General features: G+C 73.6%; 21 protein-coding genes. 14 read left to right on the top strand and 7 right to left on the bottom strand.

What is annotated here, in order from left to right:
- Positions 1–192: 192 nt before the first annotated feature.
- The 9 genes from ACFQRF_RS18245 (at position 193) to ACFQRF_RS18205 (ending at position 9,579) form a co-directional block, all read left to right on the top strand.
- Complete coding sequence (locus tag ACFQRF_RS18245) at positions 193–1,782, top strand: ABC transporter ATP-binding protein (RefSeq protein ID WP_379872320.1); 1,590 nt, start codon at positions 193–195, stop codon at positions 1,780–1,782.
- The gene (locus ACFQRF_RS18240; protein ID WP_417498560.1) at positions 1,779–3,221 is read left to right on the top strand and encodes an ABC transporter permease; all 1,443 of its coding nucleotides are present in this window, start codon (positions 1,779–1,781) and stop codon (positions 3,219–3,221) included. The genes ACFQRF_RS18245 and ACFQRF_RS18240 overlap by 4 nt, the downstream gene beginning before the upstream one ends.
- Positions 3,218–4,492, top strand: coding sequence for an ABC transporter permease (locus ACFQRF_RS18235; RefSeq protein WP_379872318.1), 1,275 nt, complete (start codon positions 3,218–3,220; stop codon positions 4,490–4,492). Before ACFQRF_RS18240 ends, ACFQRF_RS18235 begins: the two co-directional genes overlap by 4 nt.
- Complete coding sequence (locus ACFQRF_RS18230) at positions 4,489–4,890, top strand: cytidine deaminase (protein ID WP_379872317.1); 402 nt, start codon at positions 4,489–4,491, stop codon at positions 4,888–4,890. The genes ACFQRF_RS18235 and ACFQRF_RS18230 overlap by 4 nt, the downstream gene beginning before the upstream one ends.
- A gap of 75 nt (positions 4,891–4,965) precedes the next feature.
- The gene (locus tag ACFQRF_RS18225; protein ID WP_379872316.1) at positions 4,966–6,237 is read left to right on the top strand and encodes a thymidine phosphorylase; all 1,272 of its coding nucleotides are present in this window, start codon (positions 4,966–4,968) and stop codon (positions 6,235–6,237) included.
- A gap of 92 nt (positions 6,238–6,329) precedes the next feature.
- Entirely contained in the window at positions 6,330–6,749 is a 420-nt protein-coding gene (locus ACFQRF_RS18220; RefSeq protein WP_379872315.1) for a hypothetical protein, read from the top strand.
- Positions 6,731–7,165: a type II toxin-antitoxin system VapC family toxin gene (locus ACFQRF_RS18215; protein ID WP_379872314.1), complete on the top strand. Its 435-nt coding sequence runs from the start codon at positions 6,731–6,733 to the stop codon at positions 7,163–7,165. The genes ACFQRF_RS18220 and ACFQRF_RS18215 overlap by 19 nt, the downstream gene beginning before the upstream one ends.
- 76 nt (positions 7,166–7,241) lie before the next feature.
- A complete protein-coding gene (locus ACFQRF_RS18210) occupies positions 7,242–7,790 on the top strand; it encodes a hypothetical protein (protein ID WP_379872313.1) in 549 nt (182 codons plus the stop codon).
- 133 nt (positions 7,791–7,923) lie between these two features.
- Positions 7,924–9,579, top strand: coding sequence for a phospho-sugar mutase (locus ACFQRF_RS18205; RefSeq protein WP_379872312.1), 1,656 nt, complete (start codon positions 7,924–7,926; stop codon positions 9,577–9,579).
- 21 nt (positions 9,580–9,600) lie between these two features.
- Here the strand turns inward: ACFQRF_RS18205 and ACFQRF_RS18200 are convergent, their stop codons facing one another.
- The 6 genes from ACFQRF_RS18200 to ACFQRF_RS18175 form a co-directional block, all read right to left on the bottom strand.
- Positions 9,601–9,798: a hypothetical protein gene (locus ACFQRF_RS18200; protein WP_379872311.1), complete on the bottom strand. Its 198-nt coding sequence runs from the start codon at positions 9,796–9,798 to the stop codon at positions 9,601–9,603.
- Between the two features lie 276 nt (positions 9,799–10,074).
- Positions 10,075–10,866, bottom strand: a complete 792-nt coding sequence (locus tag ACFQRF_RS18195; RefSeq protein WP_379872310.1) for a DUF1963 domain-containing protein — start codon at positions 10,864–10,866, stop codon at positions 10,075–10,077.
- A gap of 76 nt (positions 10,867–10,942) precedes the next feature.
- Positions 10,943–11,740, bottom strand: a complete 798-nt coding sequence (locus tag ACFQRF_RS18190; protein WP_379872309.1) for a purine-nucleoside phosphorylase — start codon at positions 11,738–11,740, stop codon at positions 10,943–10,945.
- Between the two features lie 181 nt (positions 11,741–11,921).
- Positions 11,922–14,147 carry a xanthine dehydrogenase family protein molybdopterin-binding subunit gene (locus tag ACFQRF_RS18185; RefSeq protein ID WP_379872308.1) on the bottom strand — a complete coding sequence of 742 codons (2,226 nt, stop codon included), beginning with the start codon at positions 14,145–14,147 and terminating at the stop codon, positions 11,922–11,924.
- Positions 14,144–15,142 (bottom strand): FAD binding domain-containing protein, encoded by a 999-nt coding sequence (locus ACFQRF_RS18180; protein WP_379872307.1) that lies wholly within the window; start codon positions 15,140–15,142, stop codon positions 14,144–14,146. Before ACFQRF_RS18180 ends, ACFQRF_RS18185 begins: the two co-directional genes overlap by 4 nt.
- Complete coding sequence (locus ACFQRF_RS18175; protein WP_379872306.1) at positions 15,139–15,627, bottom strand: 2Fe-2S iron-sulfur cluster-binding protein; 489 nt, start codon at positions 15,625–15,627, stop codon at positions 15,139–15,141. The genes ACFQRF_RS18180 and ACFQRF_RS18175 overlap by 4 nt, the downstream gene beginning before the upstream one ends.
- Before the next feature lie 103 nt (positions 15,628–15,730).
- On the opposite strand from ACFQRF_RS18175, the gene ACFQRF_RS18170 reads away from it, so the two are divergent.
- Positions 15,731–16,378, top strand: a complete 648-nt coding sequence (locus ACFQRF_RS18170) for a TetR family transcriptional regulator (protein ID WP_379872305.1) — start codon at positions 15,731–15,733, stop codon at positions 16,376–16,378.
- A gap of 189 nt (positions 16,379–16,567) precedes the next feature.
- Here ACFQRF_RS18170 and ACFQRF_RS18165 read toward each other — a convergent pair whose 3' ends face one another.
- Positions 16,568–17,116: a GNAT family N-acetyltransferase gene (locus ACFQRF_RS18165; protein ID WP_379872304.1), complete on the bottom strand. Its 549-nt coding sequence runs from the start codon at positions 17,114–17,116 to the stop codon at positions 16,568–16,570.
- A 254-nt stretch (positions 17,117–17,370) separates the two neighbouring features.
- Here ACFQRF_RS18165 and ACFQRF_RS18160 point away from each other — a divergent pair, with 254 nt between their 5' ends.
- The 4 genes from ACFQRF_RS18160 to ACFQRF_RS18145 all read left to right on the top strand — a co-directional run bounded on the left by ACFQRF_RS18160 (position 17,371) and on the right by ACFQRF_RS18145 (position 22,730).
- On the top strand, positions 17,371–18,054 hold the full coding sequence (locus ACFQRF_RS18160) for a hypothetical protein (protein WP_379872303.1): 684 nt from the start codon (positions 17,371–17,373) through the stop codon (positions 18,052–18,054).
- Positions 18,055–18,646: 592 nt separating this feature from the next.
- Positions 18,647–20,170 carry a sugar ABC transporter ATP-binding protein gene (locus ACFQRF_RS18155; protein ID WP_379872302.1) on the top strand — a complete coding sequence of 508 codons (1,524 nt, stop codon included), beginning with the start codon at positions 18,647–18,649 and terminating at the stop codon, positions 20,168–20,170.
- 271 nt (positions 20,171–20,441) lie between these two features.
- Positions 20,442–21,632 (top strand): ABC transporter permease, encoded by a 1,191-nt coding sequence (locus ACFQRF_RS18150; protein WP_379872301.1) that lies wholly within the window; start codon positions 20,442–20,444, stop codon positions 21,630–21,632.
- 54 nt (positions 21,633–21,686) lie between these two features.
- On the top strand, positions 21,687–22,730 hold the full coding sequence (locus ACFQRF_RS18145; RefSeq protein ID WP_379872300.1) for an ABC transporter permease: 1,044 nt from the start codon (positions 21,687–21,689) through the stop codon (positions 22,728–22,730).
- Positions 22,731–22,736: the final 6 nt, after the last annotated feature.

Below are 22,736 nucleotides of genomic sequence, written 5' to 3'. Positions count from 1 at the left end.
CACGGCGGTCCGTACCGCCGGCGATCGGGGCCGGACCCGGGTCTGACGAGCCGGGCCGTCCAGGGAGTGTGCCCTGGACGGCCCGGTTCCGCGCGTTGACGGCGGGGACCGCACCGCGGGCCCGACCGTCGACGTCGCCACCGTGCCGTGCCAGGCAGGCGCGGGACGGATCACCATCGACCGAGGAGTGGAATGAGCAGCACGCGATCCGACGGCGGGGCGGCACCTCCCGCCGTCGAGCTGCGCGGGATCACCAAACGGTTTCCCGGAGTCGTGGCCAACCACGACATCAACATCACCGTCGCGCCGGGCACCGTGCACGCCATCGTCGGTGAGAACGGCGCCGGCAAGTCGACGCTGATGAAGACCCTGTACGGCATGCACCGGCCGGACGAGGGCGAGGTCTTGGTCGGTGGGCAGGCGGTGCAGCTCAACACGCCCTCCGACGCGATCCGGCACGGGATCGGCATGGTCCACCAGCACTTCATGCTGGCCGACAACCTCACCGTGCTGGAGAACGTGGTGCTGGGCGCCGAGCGGCTGCACGGGATCGGGGCCGCGGCCAGGCGCCGGGTCACCGAGCTGTCCGGCCAGTACGGCCTGGGCGTCCGGCCCGACCGGCTGATGGAGGAGCTGGGCGTCGGCGACCGCCAGCGGGTGGAGATCCTCAAGGTCCTCTACCGGGGCGCGCGGACCATCATCCTCGATGAGCCCACCGCGGTGCTCGTGCCGCAGGAGGTCGACGAGCTGTTCGACAACCTGCGCGAGCTCAAGCGCGAGGGCCTCACCGTGATCTTCATCTCGCACAAGCTGGACGAGGTGCTGTCGGTCGCCGACACGATCACCGTGATCCGGCGCGGCACCACCGTGGCGTCGGTGGACCCGGCCGGGACCACCGCCCGCGAGCTGGCCACCCTGATGGTGGGCGGGCAGCTGCCGGTGCCCGAGCTGCGGGAGTCGACGGTCACCGCCGAGACGGCGCTGCGGCTGGAGGGCCTGCGCGTCGAGGCGCCCGACGGCCGCGCGGTGGTGGACGACGTGTCGCTGGACATCCACCGCGGCGAGATCGTGGGCATCGCCGGGGTCGAGGGCAACGGCCAGGCGGAGCTGATCGAGGCGATCATGGGGATGCGGCCGGTCGCCGCCGGCCGGGTCACCCTGGACGGCACACCGATCACCGGCTGGCGGACGCGCGCGATCCGCGAGGCCGGCATCGGCTACATCCCGGAGGACCGGCACCGGCACGGCGTCCTGCTGGAGTCGCCGCTGTGGGAGAACCGGATCCTCGGCCACCAGACGCGGCGGCCCAACGTCCGTGGCGCCTGGATCGACCGCGCCGGGGCCAGGGCCGACACCGAGCGGATCGTCGCCGAGTTCGACGTGCGCACGCCGGGTATCGACGTCAACGCCGACGCGCTGAGCGGCGGCAACCAGCAGAAGCTCATCGTGGGCCGCGAGATGAGCGGCGACCCCAAGGTGGTCCTCGCCGCACACCCCACCCGCGGCGTCGACGTGGGCGCGCAGGCCGCCATCTGGGACCACCTGCGGGCGGCCCGGGCCCGGGGGCTGGCGGTGCTGCTCATCTCGGCCGACCTGGACGAGCTGATCGGCATGTCCGACACCCTGCACGTGATCCTGCGCGGCCGGCTGGTCGCGCAGGCCGACCCCGCCACGGTCACCTCCGAGGAGCTGGGGTCGGCCATGACCGGGGCGGCTCTCGACGCCGCGGCGCCCGCCGAACGGCGGCCCGGATCGAGCACGGAAGACGAGGCCGCGCGATGACGGCGATGACAGCCAAGTTCAGGAACCTCTCCACGCCGCTGGTCCTCGGCGTGGCCGGCGTGCTGGGCGTGCTGGGCACCTTCCTGCTGGACCTGGCGCTGCTGGCGCCGGCGGCGCTGTCGATCGGCGTCGCGGTCGCCTGTGTCGCCGGGGTGCTGCTGACGGCGTCCGGCGAGGGCGAGAGCAGCGCCCTGCGGCGGGGGCTGGTGGCGCCGACCTCGCTGGTGCTGGCCGTGGTGACCGGCCTGCTCACGGGGGTGATCGCCGACCTGTGGCTGATCGAGCCGGTCGCCTACGCGCTGGGCGCGCTGGCCGGTTCGCTGGCCGGGCCGCTGCTGTACCGGCGGATGGCCACGACGCTGGCACTGGCGTTCGTCGCGGTCGCCGTGGCCGGGGTGCTGGCGTTCGCGCTCACCGCCCTGGTGCTGGTGGCCACCGGCGTGGACCCGGTGTACACGTTCGGCCGGATGCTCAGCTACGGCAGTGAGCCGAACAGCGTGGTGACCGTCATCAACACCGGCACCACGTACTACCTGTCGGCGGTGGCGGTGGCCATCGGCTTCAAGATGAAGCTGTTCAACATCGGCGTCGACGGGCAGTACCGGCTGGCCGCGCTGCTCGCGGCCGCCGCCGGCGCCGCCTGGGCGCTGCCGCCGGTGCTGCACCAGATCGCGATCCTGCTGGTCGCGGTGGCCGTGGGCGGGGTCTGGGCCGGGATCGCCGGGTACCTGAAGGTCGCGCGGGGCGTCTCCGAGGTGATCTCCACGATCATGCTGAACTCGATCGCCACGGGCATCACGGCCTACCTGCTGAGCACGGACCGGCTGGCCGTGAACATCGGCAGCAACAACATCGGCACCGCGCCGATCCCGGAGAGCGGCTGGATCCCCGGGATCCCGACCGAGTTCATGGGCGCCGGCCGGCCGATCTTCGGTCTCACGCTGCTCGCGGTGGCGGTCGGGGTCGGCTACTGGGCGCTGCTGAACCGGACCCGGTTCGGCTTCGACCTGCGCGCCACCGGCCAGTCGGCCAGCGCGGCGGAGGCCAGCGGCGTGAACGTCCGCCGCATGGTGGTGGCGTCCATGGTGATCTCCGGGATGGTCGCCGGGCTGGTCGGCATGCCGCAACTGCTCGGGGACTCGCACTACTATGCGCTGGACTTCCCGGTGGGGCTGGGCTTCACCGGCATCGCGATCGCGCTGCTGGGCCGCAACCATCCGGCGGGAATCGCGTTCGCGGCGCTGTTCTGGGCGTTCCTGAACCAGTCGTCGCAGATTCTCGACATCGACGGCATCCCCAAGGAGATCGCCGTGGTCACGCAGGCCACGATCGTGCTGACCGTCGTCGTGGTGTACGAGCTCGTGCACCGCTGGGGCCGGCGGTACGAGCAGCAGCAGGTGGGTAGGGAGCTCGGCCGGGTGAAGGTGGCGACGTCATGACGCAGACGATGGACAGGACGGCGCCCCGCGACACGCCGTCCGCCCCGGCGCGGCTGCTGGGCAGGTGGCGCGGGCTGTGGATCGCGCTCGTCGTGCTGGCGGCGTTCGCCGCGCTGTCCGCGGTGCGCGCCCTCACCGGGCAGAACCCGCTGACCGACAGCGGCACCGTCCAGGCGACGCTGGCGTTCGCGGTGCCGATCGCAATGGCCGGGCTCGGCGGTCTGTGGGCCGAACGGGCCGGGATCGTCAACATCGGCCTGGAGGGGATGATGGTCTTCGGGACCTGGTGCGGCGCCTACGTCGCCTGGGTCACCGGCGACCCGTGGGCCGGTCTGGCGGCCGGCGTGCTCGGCGGGGTGCTCGGCGGGCTGATCCACGCCCTCGCCACCGTGACGTTCGGCGTGGACCACATCGTGTCCGGCGTGGCCATCAACATCCTGGCCGTGGGGGCGATGCGCTACCTGTCGATCCTGTTCTTCCAGGAGGCGCCCGGCGGCGGGGCGTCGCAGTCGCCGCCGCTGCCGGGATTCCCCCGGTTCAGCGTGCCGTTCGTGGCCGAGGTGCTGGGGCCGGTGCAGGAGCAGCGGATCTTCCTGGTCTCCGACCTCGCCGGGCTGATCATCGGCCTGACCACCGGAATGTCGGTGATCACGCTGCTGGCGATCCTGCTGGTGCCGGCGTCGTTCCTGATCCTGTGGAAGACCCCGTTCGGGCTGCGGCTCCGCTCATGCGGGGAGAACCCCGACGCCGCCGAGTCGCTGGGGGTGCCGGTGTACCGGTACAAGTACCTGGCGGTGCTGGTGTCCGGCGGTCTGGCCGGCCTGGGCGGGGTGTTCCTCGCCATGGTGGCCTCGAACATCTACCAGGAGGGGCAGACCAACGGGCGCGGCTACATCGGCCTGGCGGCGATGATCTTCGGCAACTGGCGGCCGGGCGGGCTGGCCATGGGCGCCGGGCTGTTCGGCTACACCGACGCCCTGCAGGTGCGCGGCGCGACCGCCGCGGTGCACGCGCTGCTGCTGCTCATCGCCATCGCGCTGCTGGCGGTGGCGGTGTACCAGTGGCTGCGCGGGCGGCGCGTCGCCGCCGTGGTGTCGGTGGCCCTGGCCGTGGTGCTCGGCGCGTGGTTCGCGTTCACCGACACGCTGCCGCGCGAACTGGTCACCTACAGCCCGCACATCGCCACCCTCCTGGTGATGGCGCTCGCCACCCAGCGCCTGCGGGCGCCGGCCGCGGTGGGCCGGCAATGGCGGCCGCGGGGCGGCTCATGACGGCCGCGCCCGAGGTGGACTGGCCGGCGTTGCGCGCGGCGGCCGTGGCGGCGATGCGCAACGCCTACGCACCGTACTCGGGCTTCCCCGTGGGCGCCGCGGCGCTGGTGGACGACGGCCGCACCGTGGTGGGGTGCAACGTCGAGAACGCCTCCTACGGGCTGGGCCTGTGCGCGGAGTGCGGCCTGGTCTCGGCGTTGCGGGCGAGCGGCGGCGGACGGCTGGCCGCCTTCACCTGCGTGGACGGCGCCGAGCGCACCCTGATGCCGTGCGGGCGCTGCCGGCAGCTCCTGTGGGAGCACGGCGGGGCTGCGCTGCTGATGGACACCCCGCGGGGGGTGCTCACGCTGGCCGAGGTGCTGCCGCAGGCGTTCGGCCCGGAGGATCTGCGACGGTAGGCACGGCGGGCCCGGAGGGGGCGGGGCGCTCGCCCCGCCCCCTCCGCCGTCGACGGAGAGGTTGAGGGAGGCAGGATGGACGTCATCGACGTCATCACGGCCAAGCGGGACGGCCGGGAGCTGACACCGGAGCAGATCGACTGGGTGGTCGGCGCCTACACGCGCGGCGTGGTGGCCGACGAGCAGATGGCGGCGCTCGCGATGGCGATCGTGTGGCGCGGGATGACCCGCGCCGAGGTGAGCCGGTGGACGGAGGCGATGCTGGCCTCCGGCGACCGGCTCGACTTCTCCGGCCTGGCGCGCCCCACGACCGACAAGCACTCCACCGGCGGGGTCGGCGACAAGATCACGCTGCCGCTGACGCCCACGGTCGCCGCGTGCGGCGCCGCGGTCCCGCAGCTCTCCGGGCGCGGCCTGGGCCACACCGGCGGGACGCTCGACAAGCTGGAGTCGATCCCGGGCTGGCGGGCCGAGCTGACGCCGGAGGAGATGCGGCGGCAGTTGCGCGACGTCGGAGCGGTGGTCTGCGCGGCGGGCGGCGGACTCGCGCCGGCCGACCGCAAGCTGTACGCGTTGCGCGACGTCACCGGGACGGTGGAGTCGATCCCGCTCATCGCCGGCTCGATCATGTCCAAGAAGCTCGCCGAGGGCACGGGCGCGCTCGTCCTGGACGTCAAGGTCGGCTCCGGCGCGTTCATGCCGACCGCGACGGCGGCCCGGGAGCTGGCGCGCACCATGGTGGAGATCGGCGCCGACCACGGCGTGCGGACCATCGCGCTGCTGACCGCGATGGACACTCCGCTCGGCCGGCAGGTCGGCAACGCGCTGGAGGTGGCCGAGGCGGTCGAGGTCCTGTCCGGCGGTGGCCCGGGGGACGTCGTGGAGCTGACCGTGACGCTGGCCCGGGAGATGCTCACCGCGGCCGGCCTGACCACCGCGAAGGACCCGGCGGACGCGCTCGCCGACGGCACGGCGATGGACGCCTGGCGCCGGATGATCACCGCACAGGGCGGCGACCCGGACGCGCCACTGCCGGCCGCCCGGGAGCGGCGCACCGTCCTGGCCGCCGCATCGGGCACGCTGACCCGCCTGGACGCCCGCGCGGTCGGCGTCGCCGCCTGGCGCCTGGGCGCGGGCCGCGCCCGCAAGGAGGACCCCGTCGCCCTGGGGGCCGGAGTCACCCTGCACGCGAAGCCGGGCGATCCCGTCCGCGCCGGGCAGCCGCTGTTCACGCTGCACGCCGACGAGCCGGAGCGGTTCGACCGCGCGGCGGAGGTGCTGGCCGACGGATACGAGATCGGCGGGGAGTACGACCCGTTGCCGCTGGTGATCGAGCGGGTGGGCTAGCTCAGGAGCTGTTGCCTCTACCTCTCCGCCATCTTGCCACCCTTGGTAGCATCGGTCTTGTGCGGAGTCGGCCATGGGGATCGGAGCAGGTAATGGTCGCAGACGAGCCGCCCGTCAGGCCGACGGAGTGGGCCAAGGGAGTGCTGGATGACAACACCTCGTCCGGCTACGAGCGCGCTCTCCTGCTGAGCGCTGCCATCCTGGGGAAACGAAGTTCCACTCAGGAGATCATCCACAGATACCGCAGAGCCGTCGCCAGCGAACCTGGCCCTCCTTCCGACCTGGGGGGCCGGGCGCGCAAGGTCAGCGTCTCGATGCCTGAGGAACTCACTGCCGCTGTCCACCAGCGGGTCGGCCGTGGTGAGTTCAGCCGTTACGTGACGGAGGCCGTCGCACGCCAGTTGGAGCTCGACCTGTTGGCGGAGCTGGCGGACCTGCTCGAAGCCGAGCACGGTCGAGTGTCAGAGTCCCTGATTGCGGAAGCGGAGGCGGCGTGGCCGGACGCCGACTAGTCGCAAGCGGCGCGCTCGTCCTCGACAGCGAGGGGCTGGTCAAGCTCGCGGCCGGTGACGAGCGCGCCAGGGCGTATCTGGAGACTGCCCGAAGGCGGGGCGCCCGGGTGATGGTCAGCGCGATCACCCTGACAGAGGTGCTGCGCGGCGATGCGCGTGACGCGACGGTACACCGGGTGCTTCCGCGTATCACGGCGCTGCCGGTGACCCCGGAACTCGGTCGGCTCTCCGGTGACCTCCTTGGACGGACCGGCCTAACCGGCCACCGGTGCGCCATCGACGCCGTGGTCGCGGCGACCGCGCTCCAGCAGGCCCGTCCCGTACTCGTGCTGACCAGCGACCCCGACGACATGAACATGCTGGTGGAGGAGCCCGAACGACCCAAGTCGCAGCGCGTCGCCGTCGTCCACGTCTGAGAAGGCGCGGCCCCGCCCCCGCATCACCGCCTCGTTCCCCATTGCCACCGCTGGGAGTGAGCCCTACGATCCTCGCATGCCGGAAGAAGTGCGCCCGTTCTCGACCGCTCGCGGCGACCGGCTTCCCCGGCTCGGCGGGTGCAACGGCATCGGGATCCTCCTGGTGCCCGTCAGCCGCGAGGACTCCGACGACCGGCGCTTCGCGGTGCGCTGGGTGTGGCTGTTGTTCGCCCCGGTCCTGCCGCTGGGGCGCTACTACGTGACCGAGGAACCTCCGGCGCTCTGGGGCAACTCCGAGGCCGGCGGGGCCGAGACCCGGTACACCTTCCACGGGGTGACCCGGCTGAAGGCCGGGGAAATCGTCCGGACCTACGCGTGGTTCTGGCTGGTGCTGCTGCCGGTGATGTTCCTGCCCTCCGTCGGGCTCGCCCTCGTGATGGACTGGATCGCCACCGGCCCGCTGGACCGCTACCCCGTCAATCCCTGGTGGTGGGCGCCGTTCTTCGGCTCTCTCGTGGTGCTGGCGCTGTGGCCGGTCGGGGCGCTCGTCTGGCTCGTCCGGTGGCGGGAGGACCACTGGGACGAGCACGCGCCCGTGCACGAGGTGCGCTGGGTGCAGCGCTGATCCGGGTAGGAGCCGCGTCCCCGGACACGGGGCCGCCCGCCCGGCGGGGACGCTCGGGCATCCCGTACGGTACCCCCAGACGGTGGCGGCCGGGAGACCGGGGAAGGGCGGGGCCAGAGTGAACACGGCGGGGATGGACGGTGTGGAGCTGCGCGAGCGCGCCCGGGCGTGGCTGGCCCAGGACCCGGACCCGCGCACGCGGGACGAACTCGCGGCGCTGCTGGCCTCCGGCGACGAGGCGGAACTGGCCGACCGGTTCGGCGCGCGGCTGGAGTTCGGCACCGCCGGGTTGCGGGGGCGGCTCGGCGCGGGGCCGAACCGGATGAACCGGGTGACCGTCATGCGCGCCGCCGCTGGCCTGGCCCGGTGGCTCGGCGCCGGGCGCACGGTGGTCATCGGCTACGACGCGCGGCACCGGTCCGACGTCTTCGCCCGGGACACCGCGGCGGTGCTCGGCGGCGCCGGGTGCACCGCCCTGCTGCTCCCCCGGGCGCTGCCCACGCCCGTGCTCGCCTTCGCGGTGCGCGACCTCGGTGCCGACGCGGGTGTCATGGTGACGGCCAGCCACAACCCGCCCCAGGACAACGGGTACAAGGTGTACGTCGGCGGGAGTGGCCCGGCCGGCGGCAGCCAGATCGTGCCGCCCGTGGACGCCGAGATCTCCGCCGCCATCGACGAGGTGGGGCCGGTCGACGCCCTGCCGCTGGGCGGTGACCCGGTGGTGCTCGGCGACGAGGTCGTCGAACGCTATCTGGCGGCGGTGACGGCACTGCCCCTGGGGCCGGACCGCGACGTCGCGATCAGCTACACCCCGCTGCACGGGGTGGGCGCGGGCACGCTGCTGGCGGCGTTCGAGCGGGCCGGGTTCCCAGCGCCTTCGGTGGTGGCGGAGCAGGCCGAGCCCGACCCCGACTTCCCCACCGTGGCCTTCCCCAACCCGGAGGAGCCGGGCGCCATGGATCTGGCGCTGGCGGCCGGGGAGCGCGCCGGCAGCGACCTGGTGCTGGCCAACGACCCCGACGCCGACCGGCTGGCCGTCGCGGTGCCCGGCCACGGGCTGCTCACCGGTGACGAGGTCGGCGGGCTGCTGGCCGAGCACGTGCTGCGCCGCACGTCGGGGGACGACCGGGTGGTCGCGAGCACGATCGTCTCGGCCGGGCTGCTGCCCAAGATCGCCGCCGCGCACGGGGTCCGGCATGTGGAGACGCTGACCGGGTTCAAGTGGCTGGTGCGCGCGGGGAACGCGTCGGAACGCAACGTGTTCGGCTACGAGGAGGCGCTGGGGTACTGCCTGGCCGGCGACGGCGGACGGCCGGTCGCCGACAAGGACGGTATCGGCGCCGCGCTCGCGGTCGCGGGCCTGGCGGCGGAGGCGCGGCGCGACGGCCGCACGCTGGTCGACCTGCTGGACGACCAGGCCCGCCGCTACGGGCTGCACGTCACACGGCAGCTCTCGGTCCGGGTCGCCGACCTCTCCCGCATCGGGGCGGTGCTGCGCCGGCTGCGCGCGGAGCCGCCCACGGCGTTCGGCCCGCTGGAGGTGCGCTCGGTGGAGGACTTCGCCGGCGGCCTGCGCGGGCTGCCGCCGACCGACGCGCTGCGCTTCCACCTGCACGGGCCGGTGGAGGCGCGGGTGACGCTGCGCCCCTCGGGCACGGAGCCGAAGCTGAAGAGCTACCTGGAGGTCGTGCTGGCCGCCGGGCGGGACGTCGCGGCGGCCCGGCGGAGCGCGGCGGAGCACCTGGACGGGCTGAGCGCCGCGGTGGCCGCCGTGATCACGACCGGCTGAGCGCGGCGCCCGCGCGGACCGTCAGGCCACCAGCTCCCAGCCCAGCAGTCCGCGCACACCGTCGGCGAGCAGTTCGTCCAGCGAGTAGACGACGGACCGCTGGTCGACGACGTCCCGCTGGCCGATCTCCAGCCGCCCATCGGGGCGCCGGTAGACGACCGCGTGCGCACCGGCGTGCAGGAGTGCCAGCCGCAGGTGGGGCGGGATGTGGGCGGACATGGAGACCTTTCACGGTGTCGATCGGGGCGGGGTGCCGGTGTCCCGCGCCGTGACGTCGTCGTCGGGCGATGGCGGACGGAAGCGTCGCGGACGGCGTTCCACCGCTCGGGATTGGTCCCATGATTGTACGGCGGATTCCCGGAATTGCCAGTGCACATTGCCGAAGCGCGAGCATAGTGGAACCGGAATGCCGTCGCGACCGGATTATCCTGCGCATTCCGGCGAGAGGACCGAACACCGGTTTTCTTCAGTCCGAAATCCGGCCACGGCGGCCGCTCAGCAGCACCGCATTTCCGGCACGGCCTGGCTGAAGTCGCCCGCAGCGAGCGCCTTCTCCGGAATGAGGAAATAAAAGGTCCCGGCGTCTCCCCAGCCCCAGTTGTCGTCCTCGGCCAGCTGGAGAAGGTGCACTCGCCGCTCGCCACGGTATCCGGCGGCGCTGACCCCCGACGCGTGCGACAGACCGGGCCAGCCGAACACCTGATGGTCGCCGGAGCTGTTGCCGTCCAGATCCCCGAAGGTGTCCAGGATCAGCGATTCGGCGCCCCAGTGTTCCTCGCGATCGAAGGGGAGGTCGTCATCCGTGACGTCCCAGCAATCCGGGAGCATCGTGACCTCGGCCGCGTACACCGGCTGGGCCGGGTAGCTCCGCGCCCGGCTCGGGGCGGTTCGCTCGACCGCCCGGTCCGGCTCGGCCGGGATCACCCGGCACGCTTCGGGGGCGAAGCCGTCCAGGTGCCGGAAGTCCTCGTAGGGCAGGTCCGGGTCCAGGTAGAAGAAGTTGAGCAGACCCGGGCGGCACGGGAGCTGGTCGCCGAGCCAGGGGGCGAGCGCGTCCGTGTCGAGAACCGCGTGCAGGGACAGCGGGATCCCGCCGAGCTCCGGCCAGGCGGTCTCCGGTTCCAGCAGCGCCGAACCGCCCAACCGGCACCGCCCGGTGGCCGCGCTCTCCTCGGCCGGCTCCAGGCGGAAGCCCCGCCGCGCCATCGCGGCGAACCGCTCTCCGGCGCTCTCACCCAGCCGTTCGGTGCACTCGCGCCGCATCTCGTCGGGATCGTCGAACTCCATGCCGCACAGGTTGCCAGTGCGCTACGACAAGCGGACCGCCGCACGGCCCACCGGCACGACGGCGGGCCGGCACGGATCAGAGCCGGCCGACGATGCCCGCGAGCAGCGCCCCGACGTCTCCGGCGGCCTCCCGGCCGGCCGCCAGGACCTCAAGGTGGTCCAGCGGCTGGTCGCTCAGCCCGGCGGCGACGTTGGTGACGAGGGACAGCCCGAGGACGCGCGCGCCCAGCTCACGGGCGGCGATGGCCTCCAGCACCGTCGACATGCCGACCAGGTCCGCCCCCAGGTTACGGAGCATCCGGATCTCCGCCGGCGTCTCGAAGTGCGGGCCGGGCAGCGCCGCGTAGACCCCCTCGACGAGACCGGGATCGACTTCGCGCGCCACCTCCCGGAGCCGGGAGTCATAGGTGTCGGTCAGGTCGACGAATCGGGGGCCGGTCAGCGGCGACCGTGCCGTCAGGTTGAGGTGGTCGCTAATCAGCACCGGCTGGCCGACCCGCAGATCACCGCGCAGTGCCCCGGCGGCGTTGGTGAGGATGACGGTCCCGGCCCCGGCCGCGATGGCGGTGCGCACGTTGTGCACCACCACGTCGGCCCCGTGTCCCTCGTACAGGTGGGTGCGTCCGAGGAAGACGAGCACGTCCCGGTCGGCATGCCGGACCGCCCGAACCCGCCCGCTGTGCCCGGCGACGCTGGGCGGCAGGAACCCCGGCAGCTCACCGACCTCGACCTCGGCGAGCACTTTGTCGAACGCGTCGGCGGCCGGCGCCCAGCCGGACCCCATGACGAGCGCGGCCCCGAAGGAGTCGACCCCGGTCCGGGCGCGCAGTTCCGCGGCCGCTTCCTGGGCTGTCTGGTACGGGTCGGTGGTCACGGGCGGTGCTCCTTGGATCGTTCGCCGGTACACCGCGCGCAGATCCGGACGGGCCGGTCGGGCGGGTTCCGGCTCCTCGGCGGCTCGGGGTCGATCCTCTCCCGCCGCGCCGCCCGGCCGCAACATCACGCCTCGGACGGCGGGTACCGCACGGGTGCGGTACCCGCCGGGCCGTCCGTCGTCACATCACCTTGTCCAGCGTGATCGGCAGGTCCCGGACGCGGCGGCCGGTGGCGTGGAAGACCGCGTTGGCGACCGCCGCCGCCACGCCCGTGGTGCCGATCTCGCCGACGCCGGTCATGCCGAGGGGCGTCGTCGGGTCCGGCCTGCCGAGCCAGGTGACGTCGATCGGCGGGACGTCGGCGTGCACGGGGACGTGGTAGGTGTCCAGGCCCGGATTCATGATGCGGCCGGTGCGCGGGTCGACGAGGGTCTGCTCGGACAGCGCCGAGCCGAGCCCCATGACGATGCCGCCCCGGAACTGACTGGCGGCGGTCTTGGGGTTGATGACGGTGCCGACGTCGAACACCCCGGTCCAGCGGGACACCCGCACCTCGCCGGTGTCGGCGTCGACGCGCACTTCGCAGAAGTGGGCGCCGTAGCCGGCCCGGACCCAGCGCATCCGGTCGCGGATGAAGGTGGTCATCATGCGGGCCTGGCCGGCCACGCGGCCCAGGCGGGTCTCCGAGCCGACCGTCACCTCCACGGACGGCAGGTCGGCCGCGGCGAGCGTCTCGGCGTACGGGGCGCCGACGGTCCCGGTGCGGCGGGCGAGGGCGGTCACCCGGCGGCGCAGCTTCTCGCACGCGGCCAGGACGCTGCCGGCCACGCTCACCGTCTGCGTCGACCCGCCCGCGCCCATGGGCATGCTCGGAAGGGCACTGTCGCCGTACTCGACGCGGACCGTCTCGACCGGGACGTCCAGCGCGTCGGCGGCGATCTGCGCCTGTGCGGTGGCCGCCCCCATCCCCATGTCGGTCATCCCGGCGCGGACGAGGACGCCGCCGTCCACGGAGAGCCGCACGGCCACGTTCGCGCCGAACCGGTTCGCCCCGAAGAACGCGCTGGCCACGCCCATTCCGACGAGCCAGCGGCCGTCCCGCATCGACCGCGGCTCCGGGGTGCGGTCGGCCCAGCCGAACCGCTCGGCGCCCACGGCGTACGCCTCGGACAGGTGGCGGCGGGAGAACGGCCGCCCCTCCATCGGGCTGACCGCGGGCTCGTTGCGCCGCCGCAGTTCGATGGGGTCCATGCCCAGCTCGTAGGCCAGCTCGTCCACGGCCGACTCCAGGGCGAAGGTGCCGACGGCCTCACCGGGGGCGCGCATGAACGTGGTGGGCAGCAGGTCCATCTCGACGATGTGCTGCGCCAGCCGGATGTTGGGCGCGTCGTAGAGCTCGCGGGTCTGGGAGGTGACCGGCTCCGGCATGCCGGTGGACCGTCCGATCCGGGCGACGCTGGTGTGCACGAGCGCGGTCAGCCGGCCGTCGGTGCCGGCGCCGAGCGCGACGCGCTGCACGGTGGGGGTGCGCCCGCCGACGACCCGGTTCACCCCTTCGCGGGTGAGCGACAGCCGAACCGGGCGGCCGACCGCGCGGGCGGCGAGCGTCGCCACGATCGTGCCGGCCCACAGCGGGCCCTTGCCGCCGAAACCACCGCCGACATGGTCGGCGATGACCCGGATGTTGGCGGGTGGCACGGCGAACCGCTCGGCGAGGTGCTGGCGGACCCATTCGAGGCTCTGGGTGCTCTCGTACACGGTGAGCCGGTCGCCGTCCCACACCGCGGTGGTCGCGTGCGGCTCCATCGCGTTGTGCTGCTGCGGCGGCGTGGTGTACTCGTGGTCCACCGCGATCGGGGCCGCGGCGAGCGCGGCGTCGGCGTCGCCCTTGCCGGCCGACGCGGGCATGATCGGGTTGCCCTTCTGAGGTGCGGCGTCGCCGCGCTCGGCGGCGAAGTCGACGGCGGCGGGCAGCCGCTCGTAGCCCACCCGTACCAGGGCGGCGGCCTCGCGTGCGGCTGCCGACGTCTCGGCGACGACCACCGCGACCGGCTGGCCGTCCCAGTGCACCTCGTCGGTGTTGAGGTAGTTCACCGTGGTGCCGGCGGCCATGCTGCTCAGCCGTGCCATGGTCGCCGGCCGGGGTGGGCGCAGGCGGGGCGCGTTCTCGTGGGTGAGGACGGCGACGACCCCGGGGACGCCCCGGGCGGCGGTCGTGTCGATCGCCGTGATCCGGCCGCGGGCGACGGTGGCGTGCACGAGCGCGGCGTGCGTCAGGTCGGGCAGGGGGTGCTCGGCGGAGTAGCGGGCGGTGCCGGTGACCTTGTCGCGGCCGTCGACGCGGTCGACCGGCCGGCCGACGGCGCTGCCGGTGGTGGGGGTGGCGGTGGTGGTGGTCTGGGTCATGCCGCGCTCCAGTCGGTGAGCAGGCGGCGCAGGGTCGCCACGATGGTGCGCCGCGCCAGGTCGATCTTGAAGCCGTTCTGCGGACGGCCGGCCGCCGCCGCGAGCTCGGCCGCCGCCGCCTCGGCGAACGTCTCCTCGGTGGCGGGCGCGCCCGTCAGCACCTCCTCGGCCGTTCGCGCCCGCCACGGGCGGGTACCGACGCCGCCGAGGGCGAGCCGGGCCGTGGTAACGGTGCCGTCGTCGGCGACCTCCAGTGCCGCCGCGACGGAGACCAGCGCGAACGCGTAGGAGGCGCGGTCGCGCACCTTGCGGTACCGGGATCGGGCGGCGGCCGGGAACGGCGGCAGTTCCACCGCCGTGATGAGTTCGTCCGGCGCGAGTTCGGTCTCCACGTGCGGGGTGTCGCCGGGAGCCCGGTGGAAGTCGGTCAGCGGGATGCGGCGGGTGCCGCGCGTGCTGCGGACCTCCACGGTGGCGTCCAGCATGGCCAGCGCGACGGCCATGTCCGAGGGGTGGGCGGCGAAGCAGTGATCGCTCGTTCCGAGGACGGCGGTGTTGCGATGGAAGCCCTCGGCGGCGGCGCACCCGCTGCCGGGGTCCCGGCGGTTGCAGGCGGTGGCGTGGTCGTAGAAGTACATGCAGCGGGTGCGTTGCAGCAGGTTGCCGCCGACCGTGGCCATGTTGCGGAGCTGGCCGGAGGCGCCGTGCAGGATCGCCTGGGAGAGCACCGGGTAGCGGGTCCGGACGAGGGGGTCGGCGGCGAGGTGGCTGTTGCGCACCAGCGCGCCGACGCGCACCCCGCCGTCGGGAAGCTCCTCGACGTCGGTGAGGGGCAGCCGGGTGATGTCGATGACGGTGTCCGGCTGTTCGATTCCCTCGCGCATGAGGTCCACGAGGTTGGTCCCGCCGCCGAGGAACCGCGGGTTGGGTTCGGTGGCGACGGCGCGCAGGGCGGTGTCGATGTCGGGGGCGCTCAGGTAGGCGAAGGACTTCATCTGGCGACCTCCTGGATGGCGTCGACGATGCCGTTGTAGGCGGCGCACCGGCAGATGTTGCCGCTCATCCGTTCCCGGATCTCGGCGCCGGTCAGTTCGCCGCCGGGCGCGCCGGGGGGCTCGGTGACGGCGCTCGGCGCGCCGGCCCGGTGCTCGGCGAGCATGCCGACCGCCGAGCAGATCTGTCCGGGGGTGCAGTAGCCGCACTGGAGGCCGTCGTTGCGGACGAACGCCTCCTGGAGCGGGTGGTCCACGCCCTCGATCGTGGTGATCTCCCGGCCGGCGTACTGCACGGCGAGCGTCAGGCAGGAGTTGATGCGCTCGCCGTCGACGAGGACGGTGCACGCGCCGCATGCGCCTTGGTCGCAGCCCTTCTTGGTCCCGGTGAGGCCGAGGTGCTCGCGGAGGGCGTCGAGCAGGCTGACCTGCGGTGGGATGTCCAGTTCACGGTCAACTCCGTTGATCCGTATCCGCACCTCGACCACGTGTCTCCCTTCGATCGTGCGAAGCGCGACAAAGCTAACAGACCATCGGACTCTTAACAAGAGAACTGTGTTCCGTTATCTCGGGCCGTATGATGTGCTGGTCATGTCCAAGCCGAGCTTCCTGCGCGCCCGGCGGCCCGAGCACAAGGAGCAGCGCCGCGTGGCCATCCTCGCGGCGGCCGAAGAGCTCGCCGCCACGTCCGGCGTACGCCGGGTCAGCCTCGGACAGGTCGCGGACGTCGTCGGACTGGCCAAGTCCAACGTCGTGCGGTACTTCGGCACGCGGGAGGAGATCTTCCTCGCCCTCGGCGCCATCCAGTGGCGGGCCTGGGCCGAGGACGTCACCGACCGGCTGGCACATGAGGCCGACGTCGTGGCGGCGCTCACCGAACCGTTCGCCGACCGTCCCCTTCTCTGCGACCTGCTCGGTCAGCTTTCCAGCACCGTGGAGCACAACGTCTCCCTCACGGCCGCGTACGAGTTCAAGAGCACGGTGCACGCGATCAACGCCGACGTCGCCGCGGCGATCCTCCGTGCCCGCCCGGACCTGACCGAGAAGGAGGCGACCGACCTGGTCGGCGCCGCCCTCACCATCTCCGGGGCGCTGTACCCGATCGCCCACCCACCGGCCACCATCGCCGCGCTCTACGAGCAGCACCCGGAGCTCGCGGCGGCCTGCCCGTCCTTCCTGCCCACCCTCCAGCGCGTCCTGGCGGCACTCGTGGCCGGTCTGCCGACCCTGCGGGACTGACCGCCGCGCGAGCGGCCTGTCCCTCGAACCCGCCCTCGCGTCTTCTCGGCGAGGGACCGCACCGGCCGCTTTCACGAGGCCGGTGTCACGGACGCGGAACCGGCCCGGCTCCGCTCCCCCATCGGCCTCGGCCTGGGGCTCGCACCCGGACCAGCGGCGCCCCGCCGGGGTACGGCAGGCGGCCCGGACTCATCCCCGTACTGGGCGGCGCAGGACCACCTGGGGCCGTGCCTCGGTGCCGAGGTAGCGGCGGCCGGTGTGTTCGAAGCCGCCCGCCAGGTAGGCGCGCAGCGCCTTCGGGTTGGGGTCGTGCACCGTGAGCAGGATCTCCCGGGCGTGCGGAGCGATGTCGCGGACCAGCGGGTCCAGAGCGCGGCAGGCGGCGCGGCCGATGCCCTGGCACTGCCAGCCGGCGTCGATGTAGAACGCCCGCAGCAGCACGGCGTGCTCCGGGTCGGGGGTGATCTCGCTCAGGCAGCCCACCAGGTCGATGATCCCGAACCCGACCGGGGTGCCGCCCCGAAGGACCGCGAACGGGAACCGGTTGGGGTCGACGTCGGCCCGTGGCAGCGTGGTGGTGGCCTCGCCGCTGAGCCGTCGCTGGCCGGGGGCCAGTCGCAGCCGGAGGACGGCGGCGCGCAGCTCCGCGATCCGGGGTGCGGTGGAGTCCAGGCGGATCAGCTCGATCCCATCGGCGACCGCCGTCGCACTCGCCCCGGCGGCTCCGCTGTCCGCCATCCTCACCGCGCAGCCCTCCCAGCCGTGTCGTCGGTCGGTCCCGCCGGTTCGCCCGGATGCGGCCATGCCCGGCGTCGGAGGGGCCGCGACCAGGGCGTTCCCACCTCGTCTCCGTGTCGCCCTACCGACCTCCGGACGCCGAGGCCCCCTGCGAATTGGTCTATGCCACCTGCCAGTCAAGCACAAGGCACGTTCGTCTCCCCGACCCCCTACCCTGGTCGGAAGGCGAACCGCTGAGAGGTGTGGAGGCGATCGTGGCGGAGTTCCGGATCTCGTCGGAGGACGGGCTCGACCTGCGCAGACTCGCCACGGCCCTCGCGGAGTCGCAGGGCTGGCCGCGCGACCAGGTGAGCATCTGGGACAACCGGGACGGCAGCGTCATCGTGACCGTAGAGGACACACTGCTGCACCCCCCCGCGCCCGATCCGCTGCAGCAGCCGGTGCACACCGGCCGCGACGTGCACCACGCCTGTGAACTGCTGCGGCAGCGCGACTCCTCATTGCGAGGCGTGGACTTCGCCGAACTGCGCGCCGAGGCCGCCCGGTTCTTCTCCGCCGGGTGGTCGACCGCCGACCTGCTGCACGCGCTCAGCCACCGGCCCGACGGCCTGCCGTGGCCGCGCGGCGAGGGCTACCAGGGCGTGGAGTGGCTGGAGCACCGCCTGCGCAACTGGAAGACGCCCACGGGCGATATCCGGCCCTCGGTCTCCCAGGAGACGGCGCAGTTGCGGATCGTCGGCCGCGCCGGGCTGCCCGAGAACCTCGGTCTGCCCGAGGACGAGGACCCTGCCGCACGCCGCCAGGCCGCCCGGCCGGAGTTCGCCCGCGCCGCCGCCGATGACGCCCGCCGTCTCATGCGCGTGCAGGCCCGCACCACGAGCAACACTCTGGCGCACCGCGACCGCACCGCCGCGCACATCACCCGCCGCGATCGTTGACCCGGGTCGGTCCCATGGTGCCCGGCCCGGACCGGAGCGCACCGAGCGGCGACGCCGAGAGACCGTGGGCCCGGATGCGTCAGCGGGTCCGCGCGCTCAACGCCGCGATCGGGCCGACCGACTGACCGGCGCCCGGGGCGACCGGTCACCGGCCGCTGACGGCCTCGGAACAGAGGCACACATTCCCATCAACGATCCGATGTCCTGAGTCACCAATGCAGTGACGCTGGGGACGATCTCTCGATACGCCTTTGCGGGGACGCGATCATCGGGTCCCCGGTCCGGTCCGCATTCGGGTCGGCCGCGCGGTTCCGGGCCGCCGGCACGCGGAGTGGACGGGTGTCCGGCCGGGCCGGCGCCGTGCCCGCCCTGACGAGCCCTCCCCCAGGGCGGCCGTGGCGTCCACCAGGGCTTCGGGGCGGGCGGCACGCCTGCGCCTCGCCGCCACCGCCTACCGCCCCGATTCCGTGCACTGGGTCACGGAAGCGAATCTTTGCCGCCCCCTCTTGACCCCCGACTGTGATGCACCTAACGTCCTGAATCATTAAAACGTTTTGAACCGGCCACGCCACCGACCACCAGGAGGCCCGGCATGCCCGACCCGTCGCCACCGGTTCCCCCGCCACTGGCGCTCGTGGACGTGGCCAAGACCTTCGGAACCGTGCAGGCGCTGCGCGGGGTCTCGCTGCAGCTGCGGGCCGGGGAGATCCACGCGCTCGTCGGCGAGAACGGGGCCGGAAAATCGACCCTGGTGAAAACGATCGCCGGTGCGCACCGGCCGGACAGCGGCCGGGTCGAGGTGAACGGGGTGCCCACCGAGTTCGCCGGGCCGGCCGACGCCCAGCGCGCCGGGGTGGCGGTCATCTATCAGGAGCCGCTGCTCTTCCCGGACCTCTCGGTGGCCGAGAACATCTTCATGGGACGCCAGCCGCTCGGCCGGTTCCGGCGGATCGACCGCCGGGCGCTGCGCGAGCGCACGCGCGCGCTCTTCGCCCGGCTGGGGGTCCGGATCGATCCCGACCGTCCCGCGCGCGGTCTGTCCATTGCCGACCAGCAGCTCGTGGAGATCGCGAAGGCGCTCTCCCGTGACGCCCGGGTGCTGGTGATGGACGAGCCGACGGCCGCGCTCTCCGGTGTCGAGGTGCAGCGGCTCTTCACGGTCGCCCGCTCCCTGCGCGACTCCGGCACCCCGATCCTGTTCATCTCGCATCGGTTCGACGAGGTCTTCGCCCTGTGCGACCGCGTCACCGTGCTACGCGACGGCGGTCACGTCTCCACCGACCCCGCCGCGGATCTCGACGTCGACACGCTGGTCCGCCGGATGGTCGGCCGGGACCTCGGCGACCTCTTCCCCCGGCGGACCGCCGAGCCCGGCGACGTGCTGCTGGAGGTCGAGGGGCTGACCCGGACCGGCGTGTTCGCCGACGTCGGTTTCTCCGTCCGCGTCGGGGAGATCGTCGCCCTGGCCGGGCTGGTCGGCGCGGGCCGCAGCGAGGTGGTGCGCGCCGTGTTCGGCATCGACCGCCACGATTCGGGCACCGTGCGCGTGGCGGGACGGCGGCTGCCGCCCGGCTGCCCGGCCGCCGCCATGGCCGCGGGACTGGCACTGGTCCCCGAGGACCGGCGGCAGCAGGGGCTGGTGATGGAGCTGTCCGTACGGCGCAACGCCACCCTCACCCTGCGCCGCGCGCTGAGCCGCGGCGGGCTGCTGCTCGGCTCCGCGGAGCGCGCCGCCGCGCGCACGTGGACGGAGCGGCTGCGGGTCAAGGCCGGGGGGCTGGACGACGCGGTGTCCACCCTCTCGGGCGGCAACCAGCAGAAGGTGGTCCTCGCCAAGTGGCTGGCCACCGCCCCACGGGTGCTCATCGTGGACGAGCCGACGCGCGGCATCGATGTCGGCACCAAGGCGGAGGTGCACCGCCTCCTCGCCGACCTGGCCGGGCGCGGGCTCGCCGTGCTCATGGTCTCCAGCGAACTCCCCGAGGTGCTCGGGATGGCCGACCGGGTCCTGGTGATGCACGAGGGGCGGCTCACCGCCGAACTTCCCCGTGGCGCGGCCACCGAGGAATCGGTGATGCGCGCGGCCACCGGCGGCGGCGCGGGGGTGCGGGTCTGATGCTCGCCTCCGGAGACATCGCCCCCCGCGCCCCCCGCGAGCTGATGGCCAGGCGCCGCCCGGTGGCCATGACCCCGGCGTCCGGGCGCGGCGCACCGGCTGCGGCCCGATACGCCACCGCCCCTCGGCACCGGACCGGCGGCACGGAACCGGGGGCGTGGCACCCGGACGCACCATGGCGACCGCGCGCCGCAGCGCGGGTGCCCGGCCACCGCTCCGGCGGTGGCCGCTGGCGATCACACCATCGGCACAGAACGAAGAGGAGGCACGCGTGAGTGCCGGACCGGACACGACCGGAGCGCCGGACCGCACGGGCGCTCCGCGTACCACCGCCCGTCCCCGGCCGCGCGGCGTCCGGGAGCTCGGGGTGCTGCTCGCGCTGGCCCTGCTGGTCGCGGCCACCGCGCTGGTCAACCCGGCGTTCCTGTCGGCCCAGAGCGTCCGGGACCTGCTGCTCGGCGCGACGCTGCTGTGCGTGCTGGCGGTCGGCCAGACCCTGGTGATCGTCACCCGCAACGTCGACCTGTCGGTGGGGTCGATCCTCGGGCTGTCCGCCTTCGCCACCGGCGCACTGTTCGTGTCCGCCCCCGCCCTGCCGATTCCGGTCGTGGTGCTCGCGGGCGTGCTCGTGGGGGCGGCCTGCGGGCTGGTCAACGGCACCTTGGTGACGGTCGCGCGGGTGCCCGCCCTCGTCGTGACGCTCGGGACCCTGTACGTGTTCCGCGGCGTGGACCACTGGTGGGCCGCGGGCCGGCAGATCAACGCCGCCGACATGCCGCGGGCCTTCCTCGGGCTGGGGCAGTTCGGGGTGGCCGGAATCCCGCTGCCCGCCGTGGTCGCGCTGGTGGTGATGCTGGCGACCGGCTGGTACCTCGCGTCCTACCGGAGCGGCCGGGAGCTGTACGCCATCGGTTCGGACCCCGACGCCGCCCGGCTGTCGGGTATCCCGGTCGACCGGCGGGTGCTCGCCGCGTTCGTGGTGAACGGCGCGTTCGCGGGGCTGGCCGGTGTGCTGTACGCGGCGCGGTTCGGGACGCTGGACGCCAACGCGGGTCTCGGCCTGGAACTGCAGGTGGTGGCGGCCGCGGTGGTCGGCGGGGTGGCGATCTTCGGCGGCAGCGGCACGGTGTTCGGCGCGGCGGTGGGCGCGGCGCTGCTCAGCACGATCGGTTCGGCACTGGCGGTCCTGCGGGTCGATCCCTTCTGGCAGCAGGCGGTGGTCGGCCTGCTCATCCTGGTGGCGATCGGCATGGACCGGCTGCTGGCGGCCCGGACGGCTCGCAGCCTCCGTGGCGGTGAACGGACGACCCGTCTCCGTGGCGGTGAACGGACGACCCGTCTCCGTGGCGGTGAACGGACAACTCGTCTCCGTGGCGGTGAACGGACGACCCGTCTCCGTGACGGTGAACGGACGACCCGGCCGCGTGCCACCGGTTCCGGCGGGACGGGGGCGGGCCCGTGACCGCTCCCCGCCGGATCGCCCGCCCGTTCTCTCTCGCACCGCAGAGGAATGCAGATGACCGAGTCTGACGTCTCACCGCGCACCGCGCACCCGGCGTCCCCATCCCGGCGATCCCCCGTCTCCGGGGTACTGGCCCGCCGTGAGACCTCGGTGGTGGGCGCGCTGCTGGTGTCGGTACTGGCGGCGTCGCTCCTGGTGGACGGGTTCGCCACCGGCCGCAACGCCGGCTTCCTGATCCTGGACGTGGCGGCGGTCGCGCTGATCGCGTTGCCCATGACGCTGGTGATCGTGACCGGCGAGATCGACCTGTCCGTCGCGAGCACTCTGGGCCTGACCAGCGCCGTCCTGGGCCGGCTCTGGCTGGCGGGCTGGGCACTGGAGCTCATCGTGCCGCTCTGCCTGCTGCTCGGCGCGCTGCTGGGGCTGGTGAACGGCCTGCTGGTGACGGTGGCGCGGCTGCCCTCGCTGGCGGTCACCATCGGCACGATGGCACTGTACCGGGGGCTGGCCTACGTGGTCCTCGGCGACCGGGCGGTCGCGGACTTCCCGTTCTCGTGGACGGGCGGTGCCACCGCGCCGATCCCGGGGACGCCGGTGCCGTGGATCGCGCTGCTGATCGCCGTGTTCGCGGTGCTCTTCGGGGTGCTGCTGCACGCCACCGCGTTCGGCCGGTCGCTGTTCGCGATCGGCAGCAACGCGGACGCCGCCGCGTTCGCCGGGATCCCGGTCCCGCGCGCGAAGCTGTGGCTGTTCGTGGCGACCGGCGCGATGGCGGCGCTGGCCGGGATCTTCTGGACCATGCAATACGGCAGCGCCCGCGCGGACAACGCCACCGGGCTGGAGCTGTCGGTCGTGGCCGCGGTGCTGCTCGGCGGGGTGTCGATCTTCGGCGGTGTGGGCGCGCTGCCGGGCGTGCTCGCCGGGGTGCTGCTGCTCGGCACCATCCGCAACGCGCTGCAGCTCGCGGACGTGCCCTCCGACACGCTCACCGTCGTCACCGGCCTGCTGCTGATCGTCTCCGTCGTCGTCCCCAACCTGGCCGACCGCGCCCGAACCCGCCGACGGCGCCGCCGTGCCGCACCGGCCGGCGCCGGCTGACCCGCC

The sequence above is a fragment of the Marinactinospora rubrisoli genome, from assembly GCF_042664915.1.
In the GTDB taxonomy this organism is placed as follows: domain Bacteria; phylum Actinomycetota; class Actinomycetes; order Streptosporangiales; family Streptosporangiaceae; genus Marinitenerispora; species Marinitenerispora rubrisoli.
The sequence above is the reverse complement of the archived record's forward strand: the minus strand, read 5'-3'. Positions and strand labels throughout refer to the sequence as shown.